Source organism: Saccharopolyspora sp. ID03-671 (genome assembly GCF_045278815.1).
Classification (GTDB): Bacteria; Actinomycetota; Actinomycetes; order Mycobacteriales; family Pseudonocardiaceae; genus Saccharopolyspora; species Saccharopolyspora ipomoeae.
On the sequence record NZ_CP134054.1, the window covers coordinates 138,171 to 150,252 of the forward strand.

Sequence of the window (12,082 nt, forward strand, 5' to 3'; positions counted from 1 at the left end):
ACGCTGGTCGAGCTCGCCGGAGCGGAAAACGAGTCTACCCGGTCTCGCCTACCGGGCTCACGGGCCGGTGGCGATGAGGGTGATGAAGACGACGCAGACGATGATGTTGACCAGCCAGCTGTGGGTGTTCATCCAGTCCCGCACCCGGGGCATGGCGGTCAGCGCCTGCTTGTGCAGCACGAGGTAGAGCAGCAAGGGGAGCGCGGCGATCAGGAGCGTGGCTCCGATGAACGGCAGCGCGGAGCCGAAACCGGCTTGGTGGTGTTCGAGGTTCGCCCCGACGGTGAGCATGATGATGACGTCGGAGGGCATCGTGAAGATGACCAGCAGCCCGGTCCGCAACGCGGTGATGGGCGTGGCCGACAGCAGCGTCGTCAGCCACTTCGGTGGCTGGGCGGTCTTGCGCCCGAGGAAGTTCTTGAGCGCGAACAGGATCAGCAGGCAGACGAGTCCGATCTGGACCCACTTGCCGACGGCCGAGGGGTGGTGGCCGGCGCTGGTCGGCAGCGCGGTGCCGAGCAGCGCGGCGAGCCCGCGCGCCACGCCGACCCCGACGACGAGGGCGAGCAGCACGCCGGAGAGGAAGGCGAGCGACACGCGGACCGGCCTGGGGCTGGTCACGAGCACGATTGCGGACATGATCTGCGGTCCGGCCATCATCGTGATCGCCAGCGGCAGCACTTGCAGGCCCACGAGCCGCTCCCTTCCCCCAGTGCGTCTCGCTCAACGGTGCCGCAGCTCCCGCCCGTGCGCGAGCAGTGCGTAGATCACCAGGACGTCGAGCACGATCACGACCCCGGACCACACCGGGTAGGCGGGGAAGAACGCGATGTTGGCCAGCACGCTCAGCACTGCCAGCGCGATCGCCAGCACCCGAGCCCAGGTCCGGCCGCTCATCACACCGATCCCGGCGGCCGCCAGCACGACGCCCATGATCATGAAGCTGATCGCCACGCTCCCGAACCCGACCTGCACGGCCATCCCGGACGGCAGCAGGTACGTCGACCCCGACTGGGCCAGCGCGATCAACCCGTTCACGAACTGCACGATCCCACCAACCACCAGCACGATCGCCCCGAAGTAGATCCACCCGACCCACCCGGTCCGTGCGGGGTGAGCTCCATGCGTAGCCATGACCAACTCCTCACACCGTGGGAAACACGACAACCGAGGCCCTCACCCCGGCCCCACCCACCGTGAGACCACCCCACCCGCCCAACCAGGGACCAAAGCCCCACCCCCCACCCACGAAAACCAACCGATCGTGCCCCTCAAGACGAAAACAGCGGTTTTCGACCGACGAAAACCGCGGTTTTCGACCGGGTGAATGCCGCACGTTCTGATCGGTGGGGTGGAGGGATCGCCTCCTCCGGGGTGGGGTGCGGTCGGGGTCACCAGTCGAGGCTGAGGTATTGGGTTTCGGTGAACTCGTGGAGGCCCTCGTGGCCGCCTTCGCGGCCCAGGCCGCTCTGCTTGGTGCCGCCGAAGGGGGCCGACGGGTCGGAGATCGCGCCCCGGTTGATGCCGACCATGCCGGCGTCGACGTGCTCGGCGAGATCGACGGCGCGCTGGAGCTCCCCGGCGAAGACGTAGGCGGCCAGGCCCATCTCGGTGTCGTTCACCGCGCGCAGCATCTCGTCCTCGTCGCGCCAGGTGACGATGGGGGCGACGGGTCCGAAGATCTCCTCGCGCACCACCCGCGCGTCGGCGGGCACGTCGGTGAGCACCGTCGGGGCCAGGAAGTACCCGGGGCCGCCGGGGCCCTCGGCGCGGGCGGCGACGCGGGCTCCGCGCGCGAGCGCGTCGTCGATCAGAGCCGTGATGCCTGTGACGGCCTTCTCGCTGATCAGCGGCCCGACCTCGGCGCCGTCGCCGGTGCCGACGCGCAGCGCCGCGACGGCCTTGCCCAGCCGCTCGGTGAACTCCTCGGCGACGTCGGCGTGGACGTAGAACCGGTTGGCCGACACGCACGCCTGACCGCCACCGCGGAACTTCGCGATCATCGCCCCGGCGACCGCCGCGTCGAGGTCGGCGTCGGCGGTGACGATGAACGGCGCGTTGCCGCCGAGCTCCATCGACGTCGTCACGACCCGGTCCGCGGCCTGCCGCAGCAGCAACCGCCCGACCTGCGTGGACCCGGTGAACGAGAGCGCGCGGACCCGCGAGTCGGCCAGCCACGCGCTCACCACACCCGCGGCGTCGGTGGTCGGCACCACGTTGACGACCCCGTCCGGGGCGCCCGCCTCGGCGAGCAGCCGGGTGATCGCCAGCGCGGTCAGCGGCGTCTCGGCGGCGGGCTTGAGCACGACGGTGCACCCGGCGGCGAGCGCGGGGCCGATCTTGCGGGTGGCCATCGCGGCGGGGAAGTTCCACGGCGTCACCAGCGCGGCCACCCCGACGGGCCGGTAGGTCACCAGCGTGCGGGCGCCACCGGCGGGCGCGGGGGAGTAGCGGCCCTCGGTGCGGACCGCTTCCTCGGAGTACCAGCGGAAGAACTCGGCGGCGTAGCCGACCTCGGCCCGTGCGTCGGACAGCGACTTGCCGTTCTCGGCCGTGATCAGCCGGGCCAGGTCCTCGTGGTCGCGGTGCATGAGCTCGTAGGTGCGGCGCAGCACGTCGGAGCGCTCGCGGGGCGGGGTCGCGGCCCAGGCCGCGGCCGCCCGCGCCGCCGCGTCGACCGCGGCGGTGGCGTCGTCGGGGGAACCGTCGGAGACGGTGGCGATGGGCGTGGCGGTGGCGGGGTCGACGACGTCGAAGAGCCCGCCGCGGCCGGGGAGCCACTGGCCGCCGATGTGGAGGCCGCGGTCGGATTCGAGGTGGTGCACGGGTTCGTCCTCTCGGGAGACCTCGGTGGAGCAGGCCGCCGCCCATCCTCGTCACGCGCGGCCATGCAGTCGAATGCCGATTTCGCACAGGATCCAGTACTGCGAGGCATACTCGCAGGTGTGGAACTGCGCATCATGAGGTACTTCGTGGCCGTCGCCGAGGCCGGGAGCGTGAGCGAGGCCGCCCGGCGGGTGCACGTGACCCAGCCCGCGCTGTCCCGGCAGCTGCGGGCGTGGGAGCGCGAGCTGCGGCTGACGCTGTTCGACCGCCGCGACGGGCGGCTGGAGCTCAGCGCGGCCGGCCGCGAGTTCCTGCCCGTCGTCCGCGACGTGCTGCAACGCGCCGATGCCGCCAGGGCGGCGGCCGAGTCGCTGGCCGCGGGGCGGCTGGTGAACCTGGCGATCGCCGCCAGCCCGACGACGCTCACCGACGTCGTCGCCCCGTTCCTGGCCACCTTCGGCCCGGACGACCCGATGCCGACCGTGCAGGAAGCGGGCGGGCAGGCGGCCCTGGACCGGCTCGAACGCGGCGCCGACCTGGCCGTGATCACCCAGCGACCGCCTGACTCGTGGAGCTCGCGGACGCTCGCGGTCCTGCCGCTGTGGGCCTACGTCCCGCCCGAACACCCCTGGGCCGCGCGGGATTCGGTCTCCCTCGACGAACTGGCCGAGCAGCCCCTCGTCGTCCTCGACCCCACGTTCCGCCCCCGCCGGCTCCTCGACCAGGCGCTGGCCGACCGGCGGCTGGCCCCGGCGGAGCTCGTCGAGTGCGGCAACGCCCAGGTCGCCCAAGCGCTCACCGCCGCGGGCCGAGGCGTCGCCGTCGTCTCCGACGACCCGCGCTTCGACCTGCATCCCCTGCGCATCGCCAGGCCCGGGCACGACGACCTCTCGATCACCCTGCACGCGGTCTGGAACCCCGCGCACCACGCGGCCGTCGCGCTGAGCGACGTGGCGGATCGGCTCAGGACCTTCTGCCACGCGCGCTACCCGCAGTCGTGAGCCCGCTCGGCAGAAGCCGGGGTCCGTTGCGGCGAAGTAGTTCTCAGCGATGACCGCTGGAACGGTCCACTGAGGACATCACGAGTAGAACGGCGCCGTGGTGCCGCCCAGGGGAGTGGGGTCGAGCCCGAGCTTGCGGTGGTCCCACGAGCGCGTGCGATCGACGTCGACCCGGACGGCGACCCGCTTGTGCAGCATGTGCTCCACCAGCGGCTTGACCTCGTCGGTGTAGGGGCCGTGGTAGCGCTCCCAGATGTTGACGCCGACCGCCCACAGCGCGTCCGGGTCGTCGACGATCTCGGCACGCCCCTCCAGGGACACGCCGCGCAGCGTCTCGTAGGTGAGCCCGTCCTCGATCAGCACCGTCACGCGCGGGTCCCGCCCGATGTTGACGGCCTTCTGCGCCTTCGCCTTGGTCTCGAACCAGACGACGCCGTCGAGCAGCGCGAACCACATCGCCACCGCGTGCGGGTGCCCGGACGGGCCCAGCGTGGACAGCGCGCCGTGCGACGGGTGGCCATGAACGCCTCGATCTCCTCCGGCGTCATCTGAACCTGCGTGCGCTGCTTGGCCATCGATGTCCCTTCTCGTCGTCGAGCGATCCCGACCGTAGAGGCCGGGGTCGCGGGTTGTCACGGGTTCGACAGGAGGTGATCGAGGCAGCAGGATCGAGGTATGCGCAGCACCTTCATCGACTCCCTGCCCAAGGTCGAGCTCCACGTGCACCTGGAGGGCTCGATGCAGCCGGCGACCCTGCTGGCGCTCGCCCGCAAGCACGGCATCGCCGACCTGCCCGGCACCCTGGAGGAAGTGCGCGCCTGGTACGGCTTCCGCGACTTCGCGCACTTCATCGACGTCTACCGCAACGCCGTGCGGGTGCTGTGCGACGAGGACGACTTCGCGCTGCTGGCCGCCGAGACCCTCCGCTCCCTGGCCGCGCAGAACGTCCGGTACGCGGAGATGAACTTCAGCCTGTCCAACCACCTCAAGCGCGGCATCCCCGCTGAGCTGGTCTTCGCGGGTCTGGAGCGCGGGCGGCTGCAGGTCGAGGCGGAGCACGACATCGCGGTCCGCTGGATCCCGGACTTCTCCGGTGACTTCGGCGTCGAGGCCGGGGCCGAGACCCTGGAGGCGGCGCTGCGCCACGGTCCGGGCAGCGTGCTCGGGTTCAGCGTCGGCGGCATCGAGGTCGACCGGGCGCCGTTCGCCCGGATCTTCGCCCGGGTCCGCGACGCCGGGCTGCGCAGCTTCCCGCACGCCGGGGAGACCGGTGGCCCGGACAGCGTGTGGACGGCGCTGCGCGACCTCGGCGCCGACCGCATCGGCCACGGCATCGCCAGCGTCCGCGACCCCGAACTGGTCGCTCACCTGCGCGAACACCGGATCCCGCTGGACGTCTCGCCCACCTCGAACCTGTGCACGCGGGTGGTGGCCGGGCTCGACGAGCACCCGCTGCCCCGGATGCTCGACGCCGGGCTGCTGGTCACCCTCAACTCCGACGACCCGCCGATGTTCGGCACCGACCTGACCGGCGAGTACCACGCAGCGCGCCGCATGGGGCTCGACGACGCCGCGCTCGCGGGCCTGGCGCGCAACGCCGTGGAAGCGAGCTTCGCCGAACCGGAGCTCAAGACGCGGCTGCTCGCCGAGATCGATGCCGCGCTGGCAGTCGATTCCCAAGCTAGCGACCGTTAAGCTGAGCGGAGCCGCCGAGCCGATCACAGGAGATCGCCGATGAGTGACAGTGTTCTGACCGAGTTCGCGGATGGGATCGCGCAGATCACCATCAACCGCCCCGAGGCCCGCAACGCCGTCGACCGCTCGGTCGCCGAGGGCATCGCGGCCGCGATCGACGAGTTCGAATCCCGCGGCGACCTGACCGCGGCCGTGCTCACCGGCGCCGGGGGCACCTTCTGCGCGGGCATGGACCTCAAGGCCTTCACCCGAGGTGAGCGGCCCTCGCTGCCCGGCCGCGGGTTCGGCGGGCTCACCGAGAAGCCCCCGACGAAGCCGCTGATCGCCGCCGTCGAGGGCTGGGCGCTGGCGGGCGGCTGCGAACTGGCGCTGTCCGCCGACCTCATCGTCGCCTCGCGGGAGTCGAAGTTCGGGCTGCCCGAGGTCAAGCGCAGCCTCGTCGCCGCGGCCGGCGGCCTGCTTCGGTTGCCCAAGACCCTGCCGTACCAGCTGGCGATGGAGATCGCGCTGACCGGCGACCCGATCACCGCCGAGGTCGCCCACCAGCACGGCCTGGTCAACAAGCTCACCGAGCCGGGCGACGCGCTCGCCGAGGCGCGGGCGCTGGCGGCCCGCATCGCCGCCAACGGGCCGCTGGCGGTGCGCGCCACCAAGCAGATCGTCGCCGGTGCCGTGACCTGGACCGACGAGGAGGCCTTCGCGCGGCAGTCGGAGATCGCCGCTCCGGTGTTCACCTCCGCCGACGCCCAGGAAGGCGCGATCGCCTTCGCGGAGAAGCGCAAGCCCGTCTGGCGCGGTGAGTGAGAGGAGTCCGGCCATGAGGGATGCCGTCATCGTCGACGCCGTCCGCACGCCCATCGGCAAGCGCAACGGGACGCTGTCCGGGGTCCATCCGCAGGACCTCTCGGCGCGCGTGCTGACCGCGCTGGTGGAGCGCACCGGAGTCGATCCCTCCACCGTGGACGACGTGGTGTGGGGTTGCGTGTCGCAGGTAGGGGACCAGTCCAGCAACATCGGGCGGTTCGCCGCCCTGGCCGCCGGGTGGCCCGAGCACGTGCCGGGCCAGACGATCAACCGGGCCTGCGGCTCCAGCCAGCAGGCCGTCGACTCGGCCGCGCACGCCGTCATGGCCGGGCAGTACGACGTCGTGGTCGCGGGCGGCGTGGAGTCGATGAGCCGCGTTCCCCTCGGGTCGGCCCGCCAGACCGGTCAGCCCTACGGCCCGGCCGTGACCGACCGCTACGACGGGTTCGCCTTCAACCAGGGCATCGGTGCTGAACTCATCGCCGAGCGCTGGGGCCTGTCGCGGCAGCGGCTCGACGAGTACTCGGCGGCCTCGCACGCCCGGGCCGCCGAGGCGATCGACCGGGGGCTGTTCGACGACCACATCATCCCGATCGACGTCGAGGGCACGAAGTTCACCGCCGACGAGGGGCTGCGGCGCGGCACCACCGCCGAGAAGCTGGGCGGGCTCAAGACCGCGTTCAAGGAGGACGGCGTCATCCACGCCGGCAACTCCTCGCAGATCTCCGACGGCGCCGCCGCGCTGCTGATCACCACCGCAGAGCGCGCCCGCGAGCTCGGACTGACGCCGATCGCCCGCTACCACAGCGGTGCGGTCAGCGGCGCCGACCCGATCACGATGCTCACCGGCCCGATCCCGGCCACCCGCAAGGTGCTGCAGCGCTCCGGACTGTCCATCGAGGACATCGGAACCTACGAGGTCAACGAGGCGTTCGCCCCGGTCCCGCTGGCCTGGCTGGACGACCTCGGAGCCGATCCGGAGCGGCTCAACCCGCTCGGCGGCGCCATCGCCGTCGGCCACCCGCTGGGCGGTTCGGGCGCGATCCTCATGACCCGCCTGCTCGCCCGGATGCGCGAGAAGGGCCTGCGCTACGGCCTGCAGACCATGTGCGAAGGAGGCGGCACGGCCAACGCCACGATCATCGAAAGCCTCTGACTCGTCCCGGGTGCTCTGCGGCCGTGAGGGCCAGAGCATCGATCCGGACGAGAAACTCCGGGAGCGGGGCAGCTCCTCCATCAGCACCCGACCCCAACCCGCCACCCCACGACGACCTCCCGAAGCGCTCAATCGCTCACCTGAGGTCTGTGGGTGGGGACAGTTTTCATGAAAACTTCCCCCACCCACAGAAACGACTCGGTGGTGGGGTCGATCTCGAAGTTTTCATGAAAACCGTCCCATCATCACCACGTGACCTGGGGTAACGGTGAGGTTTTCATGAGAACTGTCCCCACGATTGAGGACTCGGAGATGTGGGGAAGGGGGAAGTTTTCATGAAAACTTCGTTCTCCTCCAGGTCGTGATGTGACGGGTGGTGGGGAGGTTTTCATGAAAACCTCCCCACTCACGGGGTGACGTCCGGGGTGGAGGTTTCCGCGGAGAGCTGCACCCCGGGAGGGTCACTTGATCAGCGGATCTCGGGGGAGGCCGAGGATTCGCTCTCCGATCTGGTTCCGCTTGATCTCGCTGGTGCCGCCTGCGATGGACAGCCCGCGGTGGAGGAGGGCGAGGGCGCCGCTGAAGGCGCCGGGTCCGTCCAGGTAGACCGAGTCCGGGCCGCTCAGGGCTCCCATGATCGCCGCTGCGTCGTGGCCGAGTTCGGAGAGGACGAGCTTGGTGATCGCCCCTTCCGGGCCCGGTTCGCCGCCGGCGACGGCGCGGTGGGCGGAGCGCATGTTGAGCATCTCCATCGCGTGGTGCTCGGCCGCGTAGCGGCCGATGCGCACCGCGCCGCCGGTGAGCCGCTCCGGGTGCGCGTCGAGGTGCGGGACCATCGCCGAGGCCGGGGTGGACATGGTGCCCTGACCGCCGCCGATGCTGACGCTCTCGTTGCCGAGCGTGGCGCGCGCGACCGCCCACCCGCCGTCGATCGGGCCCACGACGTCCTCGTCCGGCACGAACACGTCCTCGAAGAACACCTCGTTGAACTCCGAGGCGCCCGAGGGCATCTTGATCGGCCGCACCTCGACGCCCTCGGCGTGCATGTCGATGACCATCATCGTGATGCCCTGGTGCTTGGGCACGTCCGGATCGGTGCGCACGGTCGCGAACCCCATGCCCGCCTTGTGCGCGCCGCTGGTCCACACCTTCTGCCCGTTGATCCGCCAACCGCCCTCGACGCGGGTGGCGCGGGCGCGGATGCCGGCCGCGTCGGAACCGGCGGCGGGTTCGCTGAACAGCTGGCACCAGATGACGTCCTGGCGCAGCGCGGGCCCGACCCAGCGCGCCACCTGCTGCTCGGTGCCGTGCTGGACGAGGGTGAGGATCACCCAGCCCGTGATGCCGTAGGCGGGGCGCTTCACCCCGGCCGCGGCGAATTCCTGCTCCACCACGAGCTGTTCGACGGCACCGGCCGCCCGGCCGTAGGGCTCGGGCCAGTGCGGCATGACGTAGCCGGTCTCGATGAGCCGTTCCTTCTGCTGGTCCTCGGGCAGCGCGGCGATCTCGTCGGCGACGGCGCGGATCCGGGTGCGGAGGTCCTCGGCCTCGGGCGGCAGCTCGACGGTGCGAGCCCGGGTGACGCCGCGGCGCGTGAGGTCGGTGACCTCGGTGGCGGCGTCGTCGGCGGGCAGCAGCGCCAGCAGCGCCGTGGCCCGCCGCATGTACAGGTGGGCGTCGTGCTCCCAGGTGATGGCGATGCCGCCGTGCACCTGCGTGTTGAGGTTGGCGCACAGGTCCGCCGCCGGTGCGGCGAGCGCGGCGGCGGCCGCTGCGGCGAACGACAGCTGGTCACCACCGGTCTGCGCGGCGCGCGCGGCGTCCCAGGCTGCGCTGGTGGCGAGTTCGGTGGCGACGGCCATGTTGGCGCAGTGGTGCTTGACGGCCTGGTACGTGCCGATCACCCGGCCGAACTGCTCGCGTTCCTTGGCGTAGGCGGCGGCGATCTCGGTGCACTCTCGTGCGACACCGGCCGCCTCGGCCGACAGGACCACGCGCGCCAGGTCGACCAGCGCCCGGCGCGCCCCGGTCAGCACGACGGCGGGTGCCGAGGACAGCGACACGCGCGCGGAGCGGCGCGACGGATCCAGGTTCGCGGGCACCTCGACGCCGACCCCGTCGCCGACCTCGACGACCACGACGTCCTCACCGGCGGGCAGCACCAGCAGCCGCGCCAGGCCGCCACCCAGCACCGCGGGCGCCGAGCCGGACGCGGTCCCGCCGGAGACCTCGACCTCGGCGTTCAGCGCGACCCCGGCCGGGATCGAACCGTCGGCCAACCCGGGCAGGAAGCGCTTCGCCGCGTCGTCGCCGGCCCGCTCGATCACCGCGGACGCGATGACCGTCGGCGCGAACGGACCGGGGGCCACCGCTCGCCCCATCTGCTCGGCGACCACCGCGGTTTCCTCCAGCCCGAACCCGGCGCCGCCGAACTCCTCGGGCAGGTGCAGCCCCAACCAGCCCAGCTCGGCTGACTCCCGCCAGAACGCGGGCAGCTCCTCGGTCTCGGCCTCCAGCAGCGCACGACCGGCGCCCCGCGCCTCACGCCGCACCAGCAGATCGGACACGGTTTCGCTCAAGAGCCGGTGATCTTCATTGATCGCGATCGACATACCCGGAGCCTAAGTTCCCGAACCACCAGAAGATACCCGCGAACGAATCCCGTACCACCAGTTCGCCCCCGCACAACACCGGACCCCGCGCTCGGTGCAACGTGCCTCCTGCTGTCCGGCTCGGTGGGAGGTGCGGGGCAGGGGACGGTTTTTCCTCGAATTGACCGGGCATAACGGACATTGATCATGGGTGATTCGAGGAAAAACCGTCCCCTGGTGACGCGCGGTGGCAACGGGTAAGGGCTGGAGGTGGCTGGAGGTGGGGTTAGAGCGGTCGGGTGGCGAGGGTGCGGGTGAGGGCTTGGTTGGCGCGGTGGGCTTTTCGGGCTTCGCGGGCGATGGGGAAGTAGCGGAGGCGTTCGGGGAGCAGTGGGACGATCGTGGCGATGACTCGGCCGAGGCGGCGGAGTTTTCGCTCGTCGGAGTCGGTCCAGGTGAGGCCGAGCTTGGCTCGGGCGGTTTCCGGGAGGGTGCCGACGGTGACGAAGTGCTGGAGCTTGCCCGGCAGGAACGCCGCCGCTCGCCAGAGGGGGCGGAGCGGGCGGGGGAGCTTCGGGGGTGGCGGGATCGTGCGGGAGGTGGCGAGGAAGTCGTGGACCGCCGGGTGCGCGACGAGGGTGTGGTCGAGGATCTCGTCGAAGCGGGCGAGGTAGTCGTCGTAGGTCGGCGGGATCTCCTTCTCCACCACGTGCAGGTTGCGCATCAGCTGCTTGATCTCGGCGTAGACCGACTCGCGCTCGGCCGCGGAGAGCGGTCGGCGGGAGAAGTAGCGGGCGCCGGTGGTGAAGGCGTACGGCGAGGTCAGGATGATCCACGCCCACGGGCCCGAGGCCAGCGCGTGGTGGGTGACGCCGTCGGCGTCGGTGGACTTCAGCGGGGCGTGCATGGCGCGCAGCCGATCGCCCTCGGCCAGGGCCTCCTCGCCGCCGTAGACCCAGGTCTGCACCGAGGCGATGCTGCGCGAAGCCCGGCCCACCGCGTCGGTGCGGAACACCGAGTGCTCGTCGACCACCGCCCCGACCGACGGGTGCATCAGCTGCAGCGCGAAACCCGCGCCGGTGGTCAGCGAGAACGTGATCAGCCCCGCGTGCTCCCACAGGTAGGAACCGGGGCCGAAGGGGCGGCGTCGCGGGATCGTGTCGACCGTCTGGCTCATGGCGCTGCTCCTCGGAGGTGATTCTGGTGGATGGCGTCACCACAAAATCTGGTGCGACTGTCCATCAGATTGCGTCCGAGGTCAATGGTGAGAGGATCGCGGCGTGACGACCACGCCCCGCTACTACCGCGGCGAGTCCCCGGAGCAGCGCCGGGCTCAGCGCCGCGCCGCGCTGCTCGACGCCGCTCTCGACCTGCTCACCGCCGAAGGCTGGGAACGCGTCACGGTGCGCAGCGTGTGCGCCAAGGCCAGGCTCAACGACCGCTACTTCCACGAGAGCTTCCGCGACCGCGACGAACTCCTGCTGGCCGTCCTCGACGACGTCACCGCCCAGTGCACCCAGGTCGTGGTGGACGCGCTCGACGGCACTCCGCAGGACCTCCGGCTGCGGGTGCGCGCGGTCGTCGAGGCCGGCATGGCGTTCCTGGAAGGAGATCCGCGCCGCGGCAGGCTCCTGGTGGAATCGCAGGCGACGGAGGCGCTGCGGGACCGGCGCGCGGCGACGATCCGGATGCTCGCCACCATCGCCGCCGATCAGACCCGCGAACTCCTCGGCGAGAAGGCGCCTCCCGAACCCGACGCCGAACTCCTCGGGCTCACGCTCGTCGGAGGGGCGTTCGAGCTGTTCACGATGTGGATTCGCGACGACCTCCCCGTCACGCGCGACCACCTGGCCGACTTCCTGGTCGCCCTGCTGCTCACCAACACCGACCTCGCCGCCGCGCTCGACCGCGAAGCGCCGCGGTGAACCTCAGGCCGGTTCGCGCTCGATGCCGCGCAGCAGCGCGTGCTCTGGCTCAACGACTCCGGCGAGATCCAGGTCCACATCGCC

Annotated in this window: 11 protein-coding genes; 5 read left to right on the forward strand and 6 right to left on the reverse strand. The window is 71.3% G+C overall.

What is annotated here, in order from left to right:
• Positions 1–57: 57 nt before the first annotated feature.
• The 3 genes from REH65_RS00710 to REH65_RS00720 form a co-directional block, all read right to left on the reverse strand.
• Entirely contained in the window at positions 58–693 is a 636-nt protein-coding gene (locus REH65_RS00710; protein WP_406690789.1) for a GAP family protein, read from the reverse strand.
• A gap of 30 nt (positions 694–723) precedes the next feature.
• Entirely contained in the window at positions 724–1,134 is a 411-nt protein-coding gene (locus REH65_RS00715; protein WP_406690790.1) for a hypothetical protein, read from the reverse strand.
• A 257-nt stretch (positions 1,135–1,391) separates the two neighbouring features.
• Positions 1,392–2,825: an NAD-dependent succinate-semialdehyde dehydrogenase gene (locus REH65_RS00720; RefSeq protein WP_406690791.1), complete on the reverse strand. Its 1,434-nt coding sequence runs from the start codon at positions 2,823–2,825 to the stop codon at positions 1,392–1,394.
• A 120-nt stretch (positions 2,826–2,945) separates the two neighbouring features.
• On the opposite strand from REH65_RS00720, the gene REH65_RS00725 reads away from it, so the two are divergent.
• Positions 2,946–3,827, forward strand: a complete 882-nt coding sequence (locus REH65_RS00725; protein ID WP_406690792.1) for a LysR family transcriptional regulator — start codon at positions 2,946–2,948, stop codon at positions 3,825–3,827.
• A gap of 78 nt (positions 3,828–3,905) precedes the next feature.
• Here REH65_RS00725 and REH65_RS00730 read toward each other — a convergent pair whose 3' ends face one another.
• Entirely contained in the window at positions 3,906–4,283 is a 378-nt protein-coding gene (locus REH65_RS00730; protein ID WP_406693295.1) for a pyridoxamine 5'-phosphate oxidase family protein, read from the reverse strand.
• A gap of 219 nt (positions 4,284–4,502) precedes the next feature.
• Between REH65_RS00730 and add the strand changes: the two genes are divergently transcribed.
• The 3 genes from add to REH65_RS00745 are packed head-to-tail and all read left to right on the forward strand — an operon-like array spanning position 4,503 to position 7,482.
• Positions 4,503–5,522 carry an adenosine deaminase gene (gene add / locus REH65_RS00735; protein ID WP_406690793.1) on the forward strand — a complete coding sequence of 340 codons (1,020 nt, stop codon included), beginning with the start codon at positions 4,503–4,505 and terminating at the stop codon, positions 5,520–5,522.
• Positions 5,523–5,561: 39 nt separating this feature from the next.
• A complete protein-coding gene (locus tag REH65_RS00740) occupies positions 5,562–6,326 on the forward strand; it encodes a crotonase/enoyl-CoA hydratase family protein (protein WP_281454095.1) in 765 nt (254 codons plus the stop codon).
• A gap of 13 nt (positions 6,327–6,339) precedes the next feature.
• The gene (locus REH65_RS00745; protein WP_406690794.1) at positions 6,340–7,482 is read left to right on the forward strand and encodes a thiolase family protein; all 1,143 of its coding nucleotides are present in this window, start codon (positions 6,340–6,342) and stop codon (positions 7,480–7,482) included.
• A 461-nt stretch (positions 7,483–7,943) separates the two neighbouring features.
• On the opposite strand, the gene REH65_RS00750 is transcribed toward REH65_RS00745, so the two are convergent.
• Entirely contained in the window at positions 7,944–10,094 is a 2,151-nt protein-coding gene (locus REH65_RS00750; protein ID WP_406690795.1) for an acyl-CoA dehydrogenase, read from the reverse strand.
• A 265-nt stretch (positions 10,095–10,359) separates the two neighbouring features.
• Complete coding sequence (locus REH65_RS00755; protein WP_406690796.1) at positions 10,360–11,250, reverse strand: oxygenase MpaB family protein; 891 nt, start codon at positions 11,248–11,250, stop codon at positions 10,360–10,362.
• 103 nt (positions 11,251–11,353) lie between these two features.
• On the opposite strand from REH65_RS00755, the gene REH65_RS00760 reads away from it, so the two are divergent.
• The gene (locus REH65_RS00760) at positions 11,354–11,998 is read left to right on the forward strand and encodes a TetR/AcrR family transcriptional regulator (protein WP_406690797.1); all 645 of its coding nucleotides are present in this window, start codon (positions 11,354–11,356) and stop codon (positions 11,996–11,998) included.
• The last annotated feature ends 84 nt before the right edge of the window (positions 11,999–12,082 follow it).